This is a genomic window from Ensifer sp. 38_S197, assembly GCF_056924495.1.
On the sequence record NZ_JBXOVZ010000001.1, the window covers coordinates 1,397,172 to 1,417,146 of the forward strand.

Genomic DNA, 19,975 nt, shown 5'->3' on the forward strand with positions numbered 1-19,975 from the left:
CCTGCAGAGCCGGCGACGAGCCCAGCCAGCGGCAATGACTCCTTGAGAGTTTGGATAAGGAGCGGAGCCGCTGAGGCACCGGTCCACTGTGCGATGACGATGCCGCCGGTGCGGAGAGAATCCCCGCCCGTGCGACGAACCGTCGACGTTTATCCCTGCGCGGCGACAGGTGCCGGCTGATAGGCCGGGTAATCGGTATAGCCGTATGAATCGCCGCCGTAGAATGTCCGTCTATCGGCATCGGCAAGCGGCCAATCATGGCGAAAGCGTTCCACCAGATCGGGATTGGCAATGAAAGGCTGGCCGAACGCAGCGAGGTCTATCAAACCGTCCTTAAGAAGCTGTTCGGCTCGTGCCTGATCAAGACCTCCCGCGAGGATCAGCGTGCCGGAATAGGCCCGGCGGAACTTTTCGAGGAAGCCCTCCGGCATCGGCGAGGCGCCGCGACTTGCCTGGTCCATGATATGAATGTAGGCGATATCGCGTTTGCCAAGCTCGGCTGCGATGTGCAGGTATGTTTCCTCGATCTGCGGATAAAGTGCCATCTGGAACAATTGGCCGTATGGCGACAGCCGGATTGCCACGCGTGAACGGCCAATGCGGGCGATTGCGGCGTCAACAGCCTCCAACAGGAACCGCGTACGGTCCTCGAGTGTTTTAGCGCCGTATCTGTCCGGGCGGTCGTTGACAGTGGGGTTGAGGAATTGTTCGATCAGGTAGCCGTTGGCACCGTGCAATTCCACGCCGTCGAAGCCTGCGTCGACCGCATTGCTGGCCGCGTTGGCAAAATCCGCGATCACGCGCGGCACTTCCTCGGTGGTCAAGGCTCGCGGAATGCTGGTCTCGACAAATGAAGGCTGGCCGTCATGACCGAAGGCAAAGGCCCTGCTCATGTCGTCCCGGGCTGGTGTTGCTGTAGAACTCACCGGCGCCTTGTTCTCGGCTTGCAGAGAAACGTGGGACATTCTGCCGACATGCCAGATCTGGGCAAAAATCGTACCGCCTTGCTCATGCACGGCGTCCGTAACCTTCCGCCACCCCTTTATTTGGTCGGCGTTCCAGATTCCGGGTACGAAAGCAAAGCCCTGTCCCCCCTGGGAGATCGGCGTGCCCTCAGTCACAATAAACCCTGCGCTGGCCCGCTGGCGATAATAACGGGCGATTTCGCCGTCCGCATGGCCTTCGGTGGCCCGTGCTCTCGTCATGGGAGCCATCACGACACGGTTGCGCAACAGGCGTCCCGATAGATTGTAAGAGTCAAAAAGCGAGGTCATCTTCTCTCCCTTACGCCGTTTCAGCTGCCTGCCAGACGGCGTCGAGCAAGGCCTGAGTCTGAATGGTGGCATCCATCCAGTGCGAGCGCTGCCCGAAGTCGGGGTCGAGCGCGAGCTGCGCGAAGGTGTCGATCATCAAGGCATGCTGCGGCTTGCTGCCGGGCGTTGCAATGAAGCTGATATCCTTGCGAGTTGCCATGCCAGTGCGGTGTGTGAAGCCTGTCGGGATATCGGGATTGTCAAATGCGAAGCCGCTGTTCCAGTCGAGGACGAAATCATCTTGAGCGACCACACCGGAGGTCCCGCCTAGGGTGAGGTCCATCATGGCCGTGCCGGTGGTGTAGCCAACGTCGAACGTCGTTGTCTTTCCATCATCGAAGGCGAGAAGGCCGGTGGCCCGGATAACCGCGTTGGTCTGCGCATCGAGTTCTGCAAATACCCGGATATCCTTCAGTTGCCCGGGTGACAGGAACTCCACGGCCGCGCGCACGGAATACCATGCCATGTCGCCGATCGCACCCATCGGCTCTTCGCTCTGATCGAAGCGGATATTTTCCCGGTCGGAGAAGGGGAAATAGAACATGGTGTGCAACGAGCGCGGCTCACCAATAAGTTCGGGGATACGCTTGCGCATCGCAAGCGTTCGTGTGTGGTGGACGAAATGCGTGGCATCCATAAGGACGACGTTGTTTTCGCGTGCGATCGCAACCAGTCGTTCTGCGACGTCCTTCGACTGCAGCGGTTTTTCGATCAGGACATGCTTGCCGGCAGACAGTGCCCGCGCTGCAATATCTTGCTTGGCGGATGTCGGCGCTGCGACGTAGACGGCCTGTACGTCCGACTGCTCCAGCAGTTCGTCCAGTCCCTGCACGGCCCGTGCACCCGGGTATTGGGCTGCGAAACGTTCGGCCTTTTCCTTCGACCGGCTCGATACCGCCGCAAGGCGGGCATATTCTGATCCCTGGATTGCCGGTGCGATCAGTCCAGCAATGAAGCCTGTTCCGACAATTCCGAAGTTGAGTTTTGTCATGGCCATCTACCTCTTTTCGTAGAGAATTTCAGCAACATCGAAGATACATCGCCGGATCCAGCACAGTGCTGGCTGCGCCAGGACTACGGCGGGCGATTTCGACCGGTTCGCGGTGAAGCTGAGGATGAGTTTTGCGACTGACGATGGAGACCGTCAGTCAGATCGGGCAGACTGGGGAACCAGATCTGCTAATGTTCTGGACTTATGCGATCCGGTGCATCTCAAACAGCGAGAAATCGCCGATACAATGTCCAGCATTTGCCCTGAAGGCTTGAATAGCCGGGCTTTGCATATGTTTATGCCAGTCGTCGGCGCAGGCCCATTCTTCCACAAACGTCACCAGCCTGGGATCGGTGTTGGAGCGATGCAGTTCGTATCGAATACATCCAGGCGCTCGCACAGTCGCCTCGACCAGCTTTGTCTGCTCGCTGATCATCAGGTCTTCCAATCCGGGCTTTGCCCGGGCATGCGCGACGATGGTGAGGGAGTTCTGCATCTTAGTTGCCCTGCGGATCTTTCGGGGGATACTGGTCGGCGTCAGCCACACTCGGCCCTTCGCGCAGCCAGTTCACCGCCCAGCCGCTTTCCAGAATGTTGAGCGTCTGCGAACCGGCGGGAAGCCAGGCTTCGTGGACGACGCCACCGGGCGCGCGGAAGAAGCCGCCGTTTTCGATGTTGTAGCGCACGCCCCTGGAATCGAACGTATGGGTGCCGCCGACGAGAATGACATGGGTTTCGGCCAGGTCATGTGTATGAGCTGGAATGTGCACCGGGATGGGTGTGCGGAACATCAGTGTCGTCAGCTTCGTCTTCGGGTCAGAAAAGAGGATGGCGTATTCAGGGGACCGGTCACCCAGTTCCGGAATGGTCTTTTCCCATTTCAGCGAACCGGGGTTTTTCAAGATAATGTTCTCGCCCGACTCGTCGGCGGCAGGCGCCGACAGCGTCATACCCAAAAGCGCAGCTCCGACCACCATCGTCCCAAGCGTTGCCTTCATTGGAATGTACTTCCCAAGGGAAGAAATCGTCTTCATCGCAGTCTCCTTCGCTGTGGTTAAGCAACCCGGTTGCGAGTTGTTGTTCCTAGATGGCAGGCGCTTCCCTCGAAGGGTAGCCAATGCTGCGGAAAAGCATTCCGGAAATAATTTCCGCTATCAGGCCATTTCTGCCCGCCTGGCGGCTTCAGCCGTTCGACTTCGCCACGGATTTTGTTATGGGCTTACAGCCCGACTTTCCGTCGAGTTTCGATCACGCGAGAACCGGTGTAGGTGGCTCTCGCGTGATCGAACGCGGCTTCAGGAACCGGACGGCGGGGGGTAGCTCACCGATTATCCGCCTGCATTTTTGCTGGCGGATGACCGGCATCCGACTGCCGACAGCGGTTTACCTCAGCCGCTTCAGCAATTCCTCGGCAACGCGCGGGGCGGACAGAGGGTTCTGTCCGGTGATCAACTCGCGGTCCGTGACGACATTTGGCGTAAACGGTGTCTGGTTGCTGACGTGGCGGGCGCCGGCCTGTTCCAGCGCCGTTTGCGGGTAAAACTTCATCTCGCCGCCGTTCAGCAGGCCCTTGGCCATTTCCTCTTCCTGGTTGCTGATGACGGTGAGCTGATATCCGGCATAGATCCAGTCCTGGGTCTTTGCGGTACCGTTTGCTTCGAGCTCACCTGTGAAGCCCTTGGCATCCGGCAATGCCGAGAGCAGCGCTATCGGGCCGTGGCAGGCAAGGGCGGTGGTCTTGCCCTTCATGTGGAAATCGGTCAGCAGCTTACCCATTTCCTGGCTGACCAGAAGATCCTGCATCGGGGCATGACCGCCCGGCACATAGACCGCGTCGAAATGGTCGTAGCCGATCTGCTCGACGCGGGCGAGGCTGACGACCGGCGACTTCTCCTTCGACGTCAGGTTAAGCTTTTCGAGCAGCGCGCTGCTCGCCTCCATGGCAGCGACGTCGCCGCCGAAATGCATCTTGTCGACCGATGACTTGTCGAGGGTAGGGGCGGTACCATTCGGCGTTGCAAAGGTGATGTCATGACCAGCGTCGAGCAGCGCCTTGAGGGGCTGCATCAGTTCATTGAGGTAGAAGCCAGTCTCGAAAACCTTGCCGTCCTTTAGATCGAGGTGATCGGAATCCGAAAGGACGACCAGTACATTGGCTGCCTGTGCGCTGAAAGTGCTCGTTCCAAGAGCAAGTGCGATGGCGAGGGTGCGGATGAGTTTCATGTTTTTCTCCATGCGAAGGCCGTTCCCGATCCTGTTTGGAAGGGAAGGGCTCTATCACGTGTTGGCGGGTGTAATCGGGTCGGGGTATTCCCGTTTATGCGGTCAAGAGGTCGCGGAGCGCCTCGCCGACGCCAGTGGCAGATTGCGGGTTCTGACCGGTGACCAACCTTCCATCGACGACGACCTTGGCCGTCCAATCGGCGGCCGGATGATGATGCGCACCACGGGCAGAAAGGGTGCTGGCGAGCAGGAACGGAACAACCTTGTCCAACTTGACGGCTCGCTCCTCGTTATCTGTGAAGGCGGCGACATTCTTGCCGGTGACAAGATGCGCGCCATTGCTCAGCGTGATGTTGACCAGTGCGGCGGGGCCGTGGCAGACGGCGGCGACGACACCGCCTGCCTCGTAAATATCGCGGGCGACGTTGTTGACGGCCGGGCTTGTTGGGAAATCCCACATGGCGCCATGACCGCCGGCGAAGAAGATGGCGGCGTAGTTTTTCGGATCGACGTCGGAAAGGCGCGTCGTGTTGCGAATGGCGTGGCGGAAGCCTTCGCTGTTCCAGTAGCGGGCGTTGGTCCCATCGTTGAGGTCGAGACCGTCGACGGGCGGCTCGCCGCCATCGATCGAGGCGAACTCGACCGGGATGCCGGCGGCATCTAGGACGGCGAGGGGATGGGTGACTTCGCCGAGGTAGAAGCCGGTGGGTTCGCCGGTTTCGCCTTTGACGCCATGGCTGGTGAGGATGAAGAGAACCGGTTTGACGTCCTGAGTTGCGCTTGTCATGATCTGCTCCTGAAATCGGGGATGACGTTGGGTCGCCTTCGATGATGTGAATGTATTAAAGCTGGTGGGGCGGATAAATGGGCCGCCGGGGAATTCATTTGTTCGCAAGAGAACAGAATGGCGGTGAACAGCACGCTGCGGCGCCACGGCGAACGAGCTCGCTGTCCTTTTTTCCCGTTCATCTGATGCGAATTGTTTAGAGCATTGCCTTGCCGATCGATGCACCGCCGTCGACAAACAGCGTCTGGCCGGTGATAAAACCGGCATCTTCCGACAGCAGGAACTGGATTGCCGTTGCGATTTCGTCCGGCCTGCCTAGCCGGTGCATGGGGACGCCGGCCAGATACCGTTTCTCTCCCTCGCTGCCCGCGGGGTTGTTGGCACGGAACAGTTCTGTTTCGATCGGGCCGGGCGCCACAGCGTTGATCGTAATGCCTGTTCGCGCGAGTTCGAGCGCCCACGTCCTGGTGAAGCTGACTAAGGCCGCCTTTGCGGCCGCATAGGCAGTCCGCTCGGCGATGCCAAGAATGGTGAGGCTGGAAATATTGACGATACGGCCCCAGCCGTTGGCACGCATCTGAGGCAACGCCGCCTGCACGGCCTGAATGGCGGGATGCAGGTTCAGGCGAAGGACCGCATCGAGTGCGTCGAGTTCGATATCACCAAGCGCTTGCGGCCGCACGAGTCCGACATTGTTGACAATCCCCTCGATGCCATACCGCTCGGAAATATCGCGCAACGCGTTTTCCGTCTGCTGACGATCCGCCAGATCGACAGACATGAGAGTACCCGGAAAATGGTCGACATCCCCACTTCGGGCAACGCCGATGACACGATGGCCCGCCGCGGCAAGCCGTTCAGACACGGCGCGGCCAATCCCCTTGCTGGCGCCGGTCACGAGAAATGTACGTTGTTCGGTCATAAGGACTGCCTTTCGATTTTGTGGCCGGGGTGGTGTCTGGAAATAAGTGCGTAAGCCGGCCTCCTCCGGACAGAGAGGGCTAAAACACTTTATTGATGCCAAAATCGGGGATAAACCTGCTCGGAAGAAACGGACTTATTCGCAAGGGGCCAAAATGGGGCGGCGGTTTGATCATTTGGGCGACGTGGAGGCATTCGTCATCGTTGCCGAAAAAGGCTCGATGACCGAAGGGGCGGTTGCGCTTTCGACGACGCCCTCGGTTCTCAGCAGGGCGATTACGCGGCTCGAAACCCGCCTTGGCGCTCAACTGATGCGCCGGACCACCCGACGTTTAAGCCTGACGGATGAAGGCCGTGCCTACCTCGAACAGGCACGCGCCGCATTTTCGATGATCGACGATGCAGAACGAGCGATTCAGGGGCCGACTGGCGCGTTGCTGACGGGTCATGTCCGCATCAGCGTGCCAACGACCTACGGTCATTACCGGCTGCCCGCGATGCTGGACCGCTTCACGCAGGCCTACCCGGAAGTTCAGATCGAATTGAGCATCACCAACCGCAATGTCGATCTTGTAGCGGAAGGTTACGACCTGGCAATCCGCCTTGGTCCTTTGCCCGATAGCGGGCTGGTGGCGCGTAAACTTGAGGATGCGTCGCTACGGCTGGTCGCCTCTCCCCATTATCTCAGTCGGGCTGGCGTACCCCGGGCGGTTGGAGACTTAGCGAAACATCAGTGTCTGCCGTTCGTGATGCCGAGCACGGGCCGGTGCGCACCATGGCTGTTTCGTGTCGACGGTCGCGACGTAGACTGGACTCCGCCAGGTCGGATCCGGGTATTCGACGACGTACTGGGCGTGGTGTCACTGGCAGAAAACGGTCTGGGCATCTGCCAGTCCTACGACTTTATCGTGCGGGACCGCATCGAACAGGGACGTCTCGTCGATATATTGGAGCACGCGAGCGGCCGTTCCCGGCCTTTTTCACTCATCTTCGCTCCGCACCGCCGCCTCTCGACAGCGACACGGACGCTCATCGATTTCCTTGCCAGAGAGGCTTAGATTCGTCACAGTTCCAGAGAGTGCGGTTTCGGCGGTGAAGTTGGGTGAGTGAGTGAACGATTTGCTTTGCAAGACAATGCTTTGGCGACCTTGCGCATAGGATTGGCTGTTGCAGGATCGGAAATAGGCTGTTTGTTGCCTTTTCGTTTTCGCCCTATCCTCAAAGTTTCAGGAAGAACGGGGCTTCGTGCGCACTCGGCTCTGCCAGAAAAGCAACACCTCCAAAATGACCGTCCAGTTCCATAATTCTGGTTACGCTGCAAAGGGTGATTTCAGAATTTCGCGGACCTCTTTGACCGCCGATAGCAGCGTGCGTACCTTGGCCCCGCCCTTCGCCGGATAATCATCCGCACCTGCGCCAACAACAATTCTGCTTTCTATGTCAAGATCGTCACAGGCGACAAAGAACCCGCGCTCGGCTTGCGGAGCGCTGGCGCGCTTGATCTCGATCGCCACCATTGGCTTGCCAGCTTGTTCAAACACCAAGTCGATCTCTGCACCGTCGGCCGTTCTGTAGAACAAAGGAGCCACATCAGGCCCAGCCGCGTCGATAAGCGTCTCTATTACAAACCCCTCCCAGCTTGGCCCGACAACGGGGTGTCCTAACAATTGATTGAGCGTGCCGATTTCCAGGAGAGCGTGGACAAGCCCGCTGTCACGGACGTAAATCTTGGGCGACTTCACGAGGCGCTTTCCGAGATTGCCGCTCCATGGCTGGAGGCGCCGAACCAGCATGAGATCAACAAGAAGATCAATATACCGGCCAATCATGGGCGCCGACACACCCAGGCCCTGGGCGAGCCGCGCGCTGTTAAGTGTATTTCCTTGTCCGTTGGCCAACATCGTCCAAAGACGACCGATCGTTGCGGCCGGCATGCGCGGAGCAAACATGGGGACATCGCGCTCAAGGTAGCTCCGGACAAAAGCCTGCCGCCAGAGGTAGCTGTCCTCGTCCGTTGCCGCGGTCAGGCTATCGGGAAAGCCGCCGCGCAGCCACAGCCGGTCGATATCAATAGAAGCCGCTACAGCCTCTTCCGCGCCAATCGGTGGCATCTCGAAGATATACAATTCGCCCTGCCAGCGTTTCCGATACCTGCTGGATCAGGTCCAAAGATGCTGAGCCCAGCAACAGAAATTGCATGGATCGCTCGCCTCCGGCGCGCCGATCGTCAACGATCCCTCGTAATTCGGCGAACAACTCAGGCAGCCGCTGTACCTCGTCCAGCACCGTCAAATGCCCAGCCTGGGCTTGAAGGAATGCTTCTGCATCCTCCAGCTTGCGGCGATCTGCTATCCGTTCCAGATCCAGATAGAGTGTGCCTTTCGCTCGATCCGCAAGCTTGCGGGCAAGCGTGGTCTTGCCAACCTGTCGTGCGCCAATCAGCGCGACGACGGGCGCGCGTGCCAAGGCACGCTCAAGGGCAGCTTCGATACGAGGTCGCGAAATCATCATGCCGTAAATCGTAAATCATATTTTTGATTTGCGGTCAATTATTGAGTCCGTTCTTCGCGCGCGGGACCGTTCGCCAACACGGGGAGCGTTAGAAGCCGTCAGCACCAGTTCTCGTTCGGAGTGACCCATCAAAGTCGTGAATCGATGGCAGCTATCCGATTCATGGAACTCATTGGACGTGTCCGACGCATGGATCGATACTCGGCGCATGACAAGCAGCGCAAGAGACATCTATCTGGAACGTGTCGATACAACCGGCAATCTGGCACGGTTCTACGTTGTCGAGATTCAGCAGGATCTTTTCGGGGTTCTTCCTGAATTTCTGTGGTTAACAGAGGGTTAACGCTTCGACTGCTATCTGCGGGGATGCGAACGCAATTGAAATGGTCACCCGGCCCAGGGGTCAAGGTTCTGGGTATCACCCTTCAAGACGAGGGTTGGTGATCGGCTTCCGGTTCCCAGCGGATGATTGCAAGGGCTGAAGCTATTACCCTAGCGCTGCCGCCTGTAGGAGAAAGGCTTGAAACTGTTCTTCGGGAACATACGAGCCGCCCGTTGTCCAAAGAACATGCGTGGCCTTCGCCATCTTGACGCGGAGGCCTTGCTCATCCTGGAACCTCTGGCCCTCCTTGTGGTCGACCAGAAACCGTGGCCCTAAAAGCGCCGCTGCAGCCGAGGGTTCCAATCTCTGCCCCTGAACCGTCCATGCTATCTGAACCAGCCTGAGCAGTTCGTCGTCAGCGACGGTGAAGACACCCGCGAGCATTTCGCGCATCACTATCGCCACAAAAGCAGACATTCGAGCGACGGCCATACCATCAGCTTCCGTCTTGTTCGTCAGTCCGACATCATAGACCGAAACCAGTTCCTGCGAGCCGGACATCATGTGGACGAGGGCGCAGGGCGACTGCACGGGTTCGACGAAGAAGGCATGCACGTTGTCGCCGAAGATCGCCTTGGCCGCGACCCCGCCAGGGGCACCACCGATGCCGCAGGGCAGATAGAGGAAAAGGGGCTTATCGGCATCGACAGCGATCCCGCGTTCGGCGAGCTGCGTCGCCAGCTCCGATGCGGCCGCGCTATAGCCGAGGAACAGGTGTTTGGACTGCTCGTCGTCGACAAAATAGATGGTCGGATCGGCGTCGGCGATGTCGCGGGCGTTCTCCACGGCAGTCGTATAGTCCGCTTCGTGCTGAATGACCTCGACGCCCAGTTTCCGGAGGCGCTCGACCTTCCAGGCCTTGGCGTCCGAGGACATGTGGACGGTGGCGTTGAACCCGAGAGAACGCGCAGCGATCCCGACGCTCAGGCCCAGGTTGCCCGTACTGCCGACGGCGACGGTATATTTCGAATAGAACGTCCGAAGCTCTTCGGTTGCCAGCTTGCGGATGTCCTCACTGCCGGAAAACAGCCCGTTTTCACTCGCCAGGGTCTCCGCAAACAGAAACACTTCGTAGACACCGCCGCGGGCCTTGATCGAGCCGGCGACGGGCAAGTGGCTGTCGGCCTTGATGAACACGTTTCCGAATTCCGGTGGGCCGTAGCCGAGAGCTTCGCGGAGTTCCCTGAGTTCGACCAGTTCGGAACGGATAGCACCCCCAGAGGACTCCAGCTCCGGAAAGCACTTGGCGAGGAGGGGTGCAAGGCGCTGCCAGTTTGCCCGAGCCTGCTCAACGTCGGCTGTCGAGATCGGCAGGTGCGAGGACACGATCGCCTGCTTTCTGTATAGGGGATTGAGCCACAGCGTCTGGCGGGCTGCGAGGACGTCGTCGCGCGCAGGTTCGGCAGGCAGTATCGCGTTCATGTCAATTTCCAATGTGTTCGTGGATCGGGACATATGGCTCTCCCGTCAGTGCTTAAGGACACGCGCAAGGAAGGAGCGCGCGCGATCGTTTTTGGGGTTGTCGAAGAATTCGTCCGGCTTGCCGATCTCGAGGATTGACCCCTGGTCGATGTAGACCACGCGGTCAGCGACTTCCCTTGCAAAACCCATCTCGTGCGTCACGACCATCATCGTCATGCCGGAGGCGGCGAGTTCGCGCATGACATCGAGGACTTCGCCAACCATTTCCGGGTCGAGTGCGCTCGTGGGCTCGTCAAACAACATCAAGTGCGGTTCCATCGCCAACGAGCGGGCAATCGCCACGCGCTGTTGCTGGCCGCCAGACAGTTGCCCCGGGTACTTCTGCGCATGAGCCCTCAGGCCGACGCGGTCGAGAAGCTTCATCGCCGTCGCCTCCGCATCTTCGCGCGTCTTGTTGCGGACGCGCATCGGAGCAATGGTGATGTTGTCGAGCACGGTCTTGTGCGGGAAGAGACCGAACTGCTGGAACACCATGCCGACGCCCTTGCGGATCTGGGCCAGCTCGCGCTCGCCGCCAAGCCGCCGATCCGCCTCGACCGGCATCTCGAAGCCGTCCACGACGAGGCTGCCGTGCTGATACATCTCGAGGCCATTGACGCATCGGATCAGTGTCGACTTACCGGATCCGCTGGCTCCGAGGATGACCATCACTTCGCCGCGGGTGACGGCGAGATCAATGTCCTTGAGCACATGGTGAGTGCCGTAGAACTTGTTCATGCTCTTCATTTCGACGATGGCGTTCATCGTTGAGTCTCCGTTGTTCATCGGATCAGCGGGTGCCCGATGCCATGTGGTCTTCGAGCTTTCTCGCCGCGTAGGTGATCATCGAGCCGATGACGAAATAGGTGACGAGAAGGAACGAGAGGACTTCGAACGTCCGATCCCCATACTGCGGGTTCGCGAGGATCATCTGCCCGGCGCGTAGGAAGTCCGTGAGGCCGATGATGAATACCAGCGGTGCCGAGTTGAAGATGTCGAGCACGTTGCCGACAAGCGGGGCGACGACGACCCGGAGCGCTTGGGGCAGAACGATCGAGCGGTTGATATCGAACTCGCTCATGCCAAGAGAACGCGCCGCTTCGGTCTGCGCCCGCGGCACTGCCTGCAAGCCGCTTCGAACGTATTCGGCCACGTATGCAGAGTAGAATATCGCGAAGCCGATCATGCCCCGCGCGACGTCGGCCAGTCCCCATTGGGGCGCCAATACCGGCATCAGAATCCAGATCCAGTAGACGACCAGGATCAGAGGGACGGAGCGCATCACTTCGATGTACCAGGTGCAGATGATCCGCAGGCTCGACAGGCGGCTCTGGCGACCAAAGGCAAGAAGGATTCCGATCGGCAGGGAAAGAACCGATGTGACGAGCGTGAGAAGCACGCTGAGAAGCAGCCCACCCCAAAGTCCGACACCCGGAGGAGCCATCACGGCCACGATGACGATGAAGCCTGTAAATGCTGCGGCCGGAAGGACCTTTCGGGACAATGGCAGAGAGGATGTCAGTGCCCAGCCAAGTATGGTCGATGCGATGATACCGGTAGCCGGCAGTGTGTTTGTGAGGCCGTCATTCACGATCAGCAGCAGAAGCGGCACCAGCAGGAGAACAAGGCCGTGGTGCGGCTTGAACGAGAAGACACAGCCGAGTCCCGCGCCGAGGATTGCGCCGATGATTGCCGAGGCGGTCCAGGCTCGCCACGCCTGGTCTGCCGGAAGCACGCCGATCATGAGAACCCGAAGGCTCTGCACGACGATGTCCCACTTCGCTGACGCAAATGCCCAGTCGGTTATGGAATAGGCGAGCCAGAGGACGCCCGGAATCACAAGCAGAGACAGGACGACGTCTAAAGGCTTGCCGAAAAGGTTGTGACGGGTCCACTTGATTGAGGTGGCGATCATCGCGGATCTCCCATTGGATTCAGACGGCGGTTTGCCCAGTAGACGAGCGTGCTGATGATCCAGCTCAGGATCAGATAGGATGCCATCACGATGAGGATGCCTTCGAGGCTATGGCCCGTCTGGTTGGCGATCGTTCCGTAAATGTTGAAGAGATCGGGATAGCCGACAGCAATGCCCAGGGCGGTGTTCTTTGTCAGGCTGATGTACTGGTTGCCGAACGACGGCAGGACCACACGGAACACCTGGGGAAGCACGATGTCGTTCACGGTGTAGCGTCGGCTCAGTCCGAGCGAAGCTGCGGCCTCCCATTGCGATTTAGGCAGCGCGTCGATAGCACCTCGGACAGTCTCGGCGATGAATGAAGCGCTGTTCACGACGATCGCGAGGAGGAGAGCCGCCATTTCCGGGCTGATGCTAGTGCCGCCACTGGCCTTGAACTTGTTGGCAACCGGGAAGTTCAGTTCTACGCCGCCCGTGGCGAAGAGGAGTGCGAAGCAGATGACGGTTGCGGCAACGCTGACGCGCCGTGGGCCCTTGGTGGGATCGTAGATGGCTCCGACAACGGAAACCAGAATGAGTGTGGCTAGGGCAATCGAAAGGATGGAATCGCCGCCAACCCATGAAAGGGAAGGGACGTAGACGCCTTGCTGGCTAACGATCAGACCGTAGAAATGCGCGGCCGATGCCATGGGCGGAAAGCGCAGAACGACAGCGAAATACCAGAATACGAGCTGAATCAGCAGCGGTGTGTTGCGTACGAACTCGACGATCCAGAAACAGAGATTGCGCACGATCCAGTTGGTCGAGAGGCGGCCGACCCCGAGCATTGTGCCGAGAACGGTGCTGAGGATGATTGCAAGGATCGCGACCTTCGCGGTATTGAAGATGCCGGTGACGAAAGCCGATGCAACCGTCATGTCGGGCGTAAAGAGCGTGAAATGGGGAAGGAAGCTCTCGCCGGAGGTCAGCGTCCAACCTTCACTGATGTCGAAGCCCGCCGTGTTCGCAAGGAACGAGAAGCTGAACCGGATGCCTTTCTCGGCGAGTCCGGATTTGACGGCCCAAGCCAGCAGTCCGAGGAGCGCCACGACGATGGCGATGACGCCAAATTGGATTGCTTCGTGCCGTATTCGGTTGCGCAGGCGCCGTGACTTCTGGTGATCATGGTCTACCATGCCGCGGACCGCACTCGTTTCATGGATTGTCATTTTCGGCTCCCAGTGCCTGAGGGCCGGAGCTTGAGCCCCGACCCCTCGGCGTGCATCAGTTCCAGAGCGGGGAGTAGATTGCTCCACCCTGCGTCCAGAGCGCATTGGGCGTGCCCTTGCGATCAAGATACATCTTGGTCTTCGGACCGAGATTGCGGTCGTAGACTTCGCCGTAGTTGCCGACGACCTTGACCGCCTGAGCGATGAAGTCGTCGGAGAGACCGAAGTCCTTGCCGTAGCCGCCGTCCACACCCAGGAACTTCTGGATGAACGGGTCTTCGCTCTTGAGCTTCTCGGCGAGATTGGCCTGCGAGATGTCGGATTCTTCAGCCTGGAAGAGACCGTATTCAATCCAGCGAAGGGCGTTGCGCCACTTGGAGTCGTTGGCGACGACGAAGCCGCCGAACGGTGACTTATCCAGTGTGTCTGGGAGGATAAGATAGTCGGTGGGCGTGGGGGCATTTCCGGCCCAGGCGGCGAGCGCGGACTTGTCGGTGCTCATTGCGTTGCAACGGCCGGAGTTGAGGGCGGAGAAGAGCTTCTCGAGGTTTTCGTAGGTCAGAACCTTGGAGTCCTTCCAGCCACGCGCCTTGAAAGCTGCCGTCAGGACTGTCTCGGTCGCCGTCGTCCAATACGAGAGCGCAAGCGGAGTGGGTGCCCGGTGCGACCGTCGTCTCAATCAGCTGCGATTAGGTCGGCAAATCCGGCGCAATCAATGTCAGTGTCGGGAAATAGGTTCGATAGCGAGCAACATCACGCGTGAGCAATGGTAGCCCGCTGACGGCCGCATGGGCACCGATGAAGAAGTCTGGGAGAACGCCGGTTCTCGTTCCCCCTGCTTTGCGGTATCGCGTGAAAACCTTGCTTGCTAGAAAGAGAGCCTCCCGCGGGACTGGCGCGAGTTCTAACCCGGCTCGATCAAGGAGCGCGTCGACTTCTTCGATCCGATCGTAGCGAACGGCGAGTTCTGCATAGACAATATCGTTGATCCATAGTGTCCCCCCAAGACTTGCGTTTTCGAGTTGCGCTATGGACCAATCGGCCCATGTCGGATCATCGGTTACGATGTCGAGAAGAACATTCGTGTCTACGAATATCACGGTTCGCCACGCGTGAGAGCCATGATCGCGTCGGTATCCAGCCCTTTGCCGGCATGCCCCCGCAATTGTGCGAAGCGGCTGGGTTGCTGTTTCTTAGCGGCATGGACGAGCACTATGCTTCCATCCGGTGCACGGCGGAAATCAATCTTGCTGCCGGGCACTATACCCAAGAGGTCGCGCACTGGTTTGGGGATCGTAATCTGCCCCTTCGCTGTAACAGTCGTCGTCATTGTCGAACCGATGTAAGGACTGATTTTTCGAAGGTATTACTTCGCGGCTCGGTTTTCAAGAGAATTGGATGACGAACAATCGCCAGGAAGCGCTCCGGCGCCAAAGTTAGATATTCGCGCAGGATCCAAAGATGCCGACCAGGAGATTCCGCGACCGCGATCTTAGCGCTTTTGCCGGCCGCGCTCAGACAGCCCAGCAGGCCAGTGATTGCAATTGGCGGATTCGGCAGGGAGGTGGCAAAAAGGCCTTGATGCGTTCACCAGCCAGCGGTTTCAATAAAGCGCCCCATGCGCCCACAATTGTCGCTGCTGACCGTAGCCTTCCCGTCAATTGCTGCTTCGCCGCGCGCTCCGGCGTTCTGGTTGCCTATTCCTGTCGAGGTCAAAATAATATGATAAGACGCCAATTTGATGAGCCGGTCGGAGGGACGCGAGGGCATGGCAACGAGCGAGACGATTATGCAGCAACGCGACCTGCGCGAGGAAACCGCGCCCCTTCGGGCGCGGATTCTCGACATGCTCTCGCAACTGCCATGGGACGGCGTTCGCTATGGCCACCCTGTTCCGGGACTTTCGCTCTATCGCATCATCGAGCCAGCCGGCCCGTTTTCCAGCGTCTCCGAACCAAGCGTGGCGCTCATCATCAAGGGAAGCAAGCGTACCCATGTCGGAAACGAAATGCTCGTTTACGATGAATCCTGCTTCTTCATGACCGCCATCGGCCTGCCGATGACCGGCCAGATCTGCGAGGCGAGCGAGAGTGAGCCCTATGTGGCAGCCACGCTGCGCCTCGATCTCGAAAAGCTGCGTCGAATCATCTCCGATTACGACATACAGCCGCCGGATGCACCCGAACGCGATCTCGGCGTCGCGGTTGGCGCTGCCACACCGGAACTGTTCGACGCCTTATTGCGACTGATTTCGCTCGCGAACAGGCCAGCGGACATCCCGTTCCTGGCCAGTCAAATCCAGAGCGAGATCCTCTATCGGCTGCTGACCGGCGAGCAAGGCGCGCGGCTGCGGCGTTTCGCGCTCGCTGGCACGAACAGTAACCGGGTGGCGAAGGCCGTCGCGTGGCTGAAAGAAAACTATGCGCGGCCGCTTCGTGTCGAAGAACTCGCGGAGATTGCGAACATGGGGATGTCCACGTTGCACCACCATTTCCGCGCGATGACAGCCATGAGCCCGCTGCAGTTCCAAAAGCACCTGCGGCTGCATCATGCGCGGGAACTGATGCTTTCGGAATCGCTCGACGCCGCAACCGCCGCGCTGCGCGTCGGCTACGAAAGCCAGACACAGTTCAACAGGGAATATCGGCGCGCCTTCGGTCATCCGCCGCTCCGAGACATCAAGGCAATCCTCAGCGCCAGCGACTCGAAAAGACGCGACTCCGTCGGTTGACGTGCTGCCGAACATAAGTGGAGCGCCCGTTGGTGCGCTTGCGCATCTTTTGTCATGATCACAATTTCGTCAGGCCAAGAGGAATGGGCAATAATCTGACAGGATCGAACCTACCAGCGTGCAGGATGGTCTTCTAAGCTGCAGCCGTGGTCTGGCGAATGGCCGCGGCGCGTGAAGCGGGGTTTCCGGATAAGTATCCCGAGACCACGCGCCCGAACGCGAGGAGAGCATCATGGCAATTGTAACGATCAACGGCGTCGAACACACGGTCGAGGCCGAGGCGGATATGCCGCTTCTTTGGGTGATCCGCGATCTGGTTGGACTAACAGGGACGAAGTTCGGCTGTGGCATGGCGCAGTGCGGTGCCTGCACGGTCTATGTCGACGGTTCGCCGGTTCGGTCTTGTCAGACCTTGGTCGGTGACATCGAAGGCGCAAAGGTCACGACCATCGAGGGCCTCACGGGAAAGGTCGCGGAAACGGTTCAGGCAGTCTGGGCCGATCTCGACGTCCCGCAGTGCGGCTACTGCCAGTCGGGGCAGATCATGTCGGCGACAGACCTCCTGGCGAACAATCCGAAGCCGAGCGATGAGGACATCGACACGGCCATGTCGGGCAATCTCTGTCGTTGCGCCACCTATCACCGAATCCGAGCCGGCATTCACGAAGCCGCTAAGCGTCTGGAGGGTTGAAGCCATGCTACCCAAACTCATGCAATCGGTTTTCCTTCCGGCCGCGAAAGCGCAGGCATCGCGGCGACAGTTCCTCATTGGTGCCCTTGCTGCAGGTACTGGCATAGCCGTCGGCTTTCGCCTTCTGTCCGCGTCCCCGGCGGTAGCGGGCGAGGCAGCGACGACCGGCGCTTCACATGCCTTTTCCCCCTACGTCACGATCGACGGCGACGGAAAAGTGACCGTCCTTTCGTCACAGTTTGAGATGGGCCAGGGCTCTTATAACGGCATTGCCACACTGGTGGCGGAAGAACTCGATGCCGACTGGTCCACGATCGAAGTGAAGGGGGCCGCCGGCGACGTGAAGGCCTATGGCAACCTCGCCTTTGGCGGCGCCTTCCAGGGCACCGGCGGATCCACGTCGATGGCGTCCTCGTGGGAGCGCTATCGCAAGGCGGGTGCCGCGGCCCGCTCCATGCTGGTCGCCGCCGCTGCCTCCGAATGGGGTGTTTCCGCGGCAGAGATCACCGTCGAGAACGGCACTCTTGCCCATCCATCCGGCAAGAGCGGCGGCTTCGGCGTCTTCGCCGCAAAGGCGGCGACAATGCCGGTGCCCACGGACGTGGCACTCAAGCAGCCGAGCGACTGGAAGCTGATCGGCAATGCCGGGCTGAAGCGTTTCGACAGCGCCCGCAAGGCAAACGGGACGGAGCAGTACACGATCGACATCAAGCTTCCCGGCATGTTGACCGCCGTGATGATCCATCCGCCGCTGTTCGGCGCCAAGGCAAAGTCCTTCGACGCCTCAGCCGCGCGCGCCGTCAAGGGAGTGGTCGACGTCGTCGAAACGCCTCGGGGCATTGCCGTCGTCGGTGAAAACATGTGGGCGGCAATCAAAGGCCGCGAGGCGGTCACCGCCAATTGGGACGAAACGGCGGCGGAGAAGCGCGGCACGGCTGAGCTGATGTCTGCGTATAGGGACCTTGCGAAGAAGACGCCGGCCACGCTTGCGCGCAACGAGGGCGACGTCGAAACAGCCTTCGCGGGCGCAACGAAGGTAATCGAGGCAAATTTCGAGTTCCCTTATCTCGCGCATGCCGCCATGGAACCGCTGAATGCGGTGGCGCGCATGAACGAGGACGGCACGCTCGAGATTTGGGGTGGGCATCAGTTCCCGGACGTATACCAGATGCTTGCCGGACAAGTGGCTGGGATTGGCCCCGAAAAGGTACGGCTCAACGTCATGAAGACTGGCGGCAGCTTTGGCCGGCGGGCCGTGTTCGACGGTGACGTCGTCGTCGAGGCGGTGCATGTGGCCAAGGCCCTCGGTTTCCGCGCGCCGGTAAAGGTGCAGTGGACTCGGGAGGATGACATGCGCGCGGGGCGCTACCGGCCCGCCTATGTGCATAGCCTCAAGGCGGGCATCGATGAAAGCGGAAAGCTAGTTGCATGGAGCAGCCACATTGTCGGCCAGTCCATCATGGCGAAGACTGCGTTTGACGGAATGGTCAAGAATGGGGTCGACCCGACCTCGGTCGAAGGGGCCAACAATCTGCCTTATGCCATCCCGAACCAGACGGTGGGCTTGACCACAACTGAGGTCGGCGTTCCGGTTCTGTGGTGGCGCTCCGTCGGCTCGACCCATACCGCCTTCGCAGCCGAAACCTTCCTGGACGAGGTGGCCGAGGCGGCAGGACGAGATCCGGTAGAATTCCGGCTTTCGATGCTTGACCCGCAGTCGCGCCACGCGACCGTCCTCAAGCTGGCGGCGGAAAAGGCGGAATGGCAGAAGCCCTTGCCCGAGGGGCGCTTCCGAGGGGTTGCCATCGCCGAGAGCTTCGGCTCCGTTGTGGCCGAGATCGCCGAAGTTTCTACTGACGGAAACGGACAGATCCAGGTCGAGCGCGTCGTCGCCGCTGTCGATTGCGGTCTGGCGATCAATCCGGACCAGGTCCGCGCCCAAGTGGAGGGCGGAATCGGCTTTGGGCTGGGGGCGATACTCGGCGAGGAGATCACGCTGACGGACGGCAAGGTCGACCAGGGCAATTTCGACCTTTACACACCGCTCAGGATAGATGCGATGCCAAAGGTCGAAGTTCACATCGTCGCCTCCGCCAATCCGCCTTCCGGCATCGGCGAGCCCGGCGTTCCGCCCATCGGCCCGGCAGTCGCCAACGCCGCCTACAGGGCGCTCGGCAAGCGGATCCGCGTCATGCCATTCGTGAGATCGCTCAACACGTGATCTCGCATGCCCGGCCGGCCGCATGGCCGGTTGGGCATGAGGCCAGACCTTCGGCGCTTTCAGCGCCTGCTCCCCGAAAGCAGTCCGCCGGCTAACGCTCCACAGGGGTCATTCCAACAAGCCAAGTTCAAGCGACACCTTACAGAATCCAGCTGAAATGGGGAATTGGAACAACAGGTCGTTGGTTCGACCCCCTTCAAGGCAAGGATAGGATCGACATCCCCGGTAAGATTCCAGGCTCTTCGAACGGTTGCGTGATGGTGGTGATTCCGCCAAGCGTCCAAGGGCCTCGAGACACCCATGGAGCGTTACTTGAGAGAGGTTCGGTCGGTCCCGCCAGAGGTCCAGCCTCTGGTATCGAACCATTTCGGAACGCAGAGCCCGCTTGCAACCAGACAGATGAACGGATGATAGCGCCCTAACAGGGCAACGGGGCGGCGCGTCACGCAACTGTCACGCGCAAAGAACGTTAGAAACTGCTAAGAAGTAGAAAGCCATGCCGGTGTTCGAGTACGAAGATGCGTCGATACCTCTTTCACATTCATCTTCTTGGGACGGTCAATCGCGATCACGTCGGAGCGTTTCATGCTAGCGACAGCCAGGCGGTGGCGCGCGGGAGA

The 19,975-nt window shown here is 59.7% G+C and carries 18 protein-coding genes and 1 pseudogene; 4 read left to right on the forward strand and 15 right to left on the reverse strand.

Going from position 1 to position 19,975, the window contains the following annotated elements:
* Positions 1–149: 149 nt before the first annotated feature.
* The 7 genes from AC1Z3V_RS06505 to AC1Z3V_RS06535 all read right to left on the reverse strand — a co-directional run bounded on the left by AC1Z3V_RS06505 (position 150) and on the right by AC1Z3V_RS06535 (position 6,236).
* Entirely contained in the window at positions 150–1,274 is a 1,125-nt protein-coding gene (locus tag AC1Z3V_RS06505; protein WP_483497914.1) for an alkene reductase, read from the reverse strand.
* A 10-nt stretch (positions 1,275–1,284) separates the two neighbouring features.
* Positions 1,285–2,310 carry a Gfo/Idh/MocA family protein gene (locus AC1Z3V_RS06510; protein WP_483497916.1) on the reverse strand — a complete coding sequence of 342 codons (1,026 nt, stop codon included), beginning with the start codon at positions 2,308–2,310 and terminating at the stop codon, positions 1,285–1,287.
* A gap of 196 nt (positions 2,311–2,506) precedes the next feature.
* Positions 2,507–2,800 carry a putative quinol monooxygenase gene (locus AC1Z3V_RS06515; protein ID WP_483497918.1) on the reverse strand — a complete coding sequence of 98 codons (294 nt, stop codon included), beginning with the start codon at positions 2,798–2,800 and terminating at the stop codon, positions 2,507–2,509.
* A 1-nt stretch (position 2,801) separates the two neighbouring features.
* Positions 2,802–3,338 (reverse strand): cupin domain-containing protein, encoded by a 537-nt coding sequence (locus AC1Z3V_RS06520; RefSeq protein WP_483497919.1) that lies wholly within the window; start codon positions 3,336–3,338, stop codon positions 2,802–2,804.
* A 349-nt stretch (positions 3,339–3,687) separates the two neighbouring features.
* Entirely contained in the window at positions 3,688–4,527 is an 840-nt protein-coding gene (locus AC1Z3V_RS06525; RefSeq protein WP_483497920.1) for a type 1 glutamine amidotransferase domain-containing protein, read from the reverse strand.
* 94 nt (positions 4,528–4,621) lie between these two features.
* On the reverse strand, positions 4,622–5,314 hold the full coding sequence (locus AC1Z3V_RS06530; protein ID WP_483497922.1) for a type 1 glutamine amidotransferase domain-containing protein: 693 nt from the start codon (positions 5,312–5,314) through the stop codon (positions 4,622–4,624).
* A gap of 196 nt (positions 5,315–5,510) precedes the next feature.
* A complete protein-coding gene (locus AC1Z3V_RS06535; RefSeq protein ID WP_483497923.1) occupies positions 5,511–6,236 on the reverse strand; it encodes an SDR family oxidoreductase in 726 nt (241 codons plus the stop codon).
* A gap of 154 nt (positions 6,237–6,390) precedes the next feature.
* Between AC1Z3V_RS06535 and AC1Z3V_RS06540 the strand changes: the two genes are divergently transcribed.
* A complete protein-coding gene (locus tag AC1Z3V_RS06540; RefSeq protein WP_483499573.1) occupies positions 6,391–7,293 on the forward strand; it encodes a LysR family transcriptional regulator in 903 nt (300 codons plus the stop codon).
* A 252-nt stretch (positions 7,294–7,545) separates the two neighbouring features.
* On the opposite strand, the pseudogene AC1Z3V_RS06545 reads toward AC1Z3V_RS06540, so the two are convergent.
* The 8 genes and pseudogenes from AC1Z3V_RS06545 to AC1Z3V_RS06580 form a co-directional block, all read right to left on the reverse strand.
* A pseudogene (locus AC1Z3V_RS06545) lies at positions 7,546–8,746 on the reverse strand (ATP-binding protein).
* Positions 8,747–9,233: 487 nt separating this feature from the next.
* Positions 9,234–10,550, reverse strand: coding sequence for a D-serine ammonia-lyase (locus tag AC1Z3V_RS06550; RefSeq protein WP_483497924.1), 1,317 nt, complete (start codon positions 10,548–10,550; stop codon positions 9,234–9,236).
* Between the two features lie 45 nt (positions 10,551–10,595).
* Complete coding sequence (locus AC1Z3V_RS06555; RefSeq protein WP_483497925.1) at positions 10,596–11,354, reverse strand: amino acid ABC transporter ATP-binding protein; 759 nt, start codon at positions 11,352–11,354, stop codon at positions 10,596–10,598.
* A 25-nt stretch (positions 11,355–11,379) separates the two neighbouring features.
* A complete protein-coding gene (locus tag AC1Z3V_RS06560) occupies positions 11,380–12,504 on the reverse strand; it encodes an amino acid ABC transporter permease (RefSeq protein ID WP_483497927.1) in 1,125 nt (374 codons plus the stop codon).
* Positions 12,501–13,817, reverse strand: a complete 1,317-nt coding sequence (locus AC1Z3V_RS06565) for an ABC transporter permease subunit (RefSeq protein ID WP_483497929.1) — start codon at positions 13,815–13,817, stop codon at positions 12,501–12,503. The genes AC1Z3V_RS06560 and AC1Z3V_RS06565 overlap by 4 nt, the downstream gene beginning before the upstream one ends.
* Complete coding sequence (locus AC1Z3V_RS06570; protein WP_483497931.1) at positions 13,768–14,391, reverse strand: type 2 periplasmic-binding domain-containing protein; 624 nt, start codon at positions 14,389–14,391, stop codon at positions 13,768–13,770. Before AC1Z3V_RS06570 ends, AC1Z3V_RS06565 begins: the two co-directional genes overlap by 50 nt.
* A gap of 10 nt (positions 14,392–14,401) precedes the next feature.
* Positions 14,402–14,812, reverse strand: coding sequence for a type II toxin-antitoxin system VapC family toxin (locus AC1Z3V_RS06575; protein WP_483497932.1), 411 nt, complete (start codon positions 14,810–14,812; stop codon positions 14,402–14,404).
* Positions 14,809–15,042 (reverse strand): AbrB/MazE/SpoVT family DNA-binding domain-containing protein, encoded by a 234-nt coding sequence (locus tag AC1Z3V_RS06580; RefSeq protein ID WP_483497934.1) that lies wholly within the window; start codon positions 15,040–15,042, stop codon positions 14,809–14,811. Before AC1Z3V_RS06580 ends, AC1Z3V_RS06575 begins: the two co-directional genes overlap by 4 nt.
* Before the next feature lie 438 nt (positions 15,043–15,480).
* On the opposite strand from AC1Z3V_RS06580, the gene AC1Z3V_RS06585 reads away from it, so the two are divergent.
* The 3 genes from AC1Z3V_RS06585 (at position 15,481) to AC1Z3V_RS06595 (ending at position 19,355) form a co-directional block, all read left to right on the forward strand.
* Positions 15,481–16,443, forward strand: coding sequence for an AraC family transcriptional regulator (locus tag AC1Z3V_RS06585; protein ID WP_483497936.1), 963 nt, complete (start codon positions 15,481–15,483; stop codon positions 16,441–16,443).
* Between the two features lie 232 nt (positions 16,444–16,675).
* The gene (locus AC1Z3V_RS06590) at positions 16,676–17,134 is read left to right on the forward strand and encodes a (2Fe-2S)-binding protein (protein ID WP_429820613.1); all 459 of its coding nucleotides are present in this window, start codon (positions 16,676–16,678) and stop codon (positions 17,132–17,134) included.
* Positions 17,135–17,138: 4 nt separating this feature from the next.
* Positions 17,139–19,355, forward strand: coding sequence for a xanthine dehydrogenase family protein molybdopterin-binding subunit (locus tag AC1Z3V_RS06595; protein ID WP_483497938.1), 2,217 nt, complete (start codon positions 17,139–17,141; stop codon positions 19,353–19,355).
* Positions 19,356–19,975 lie beyond the last annotated feature (620 nt).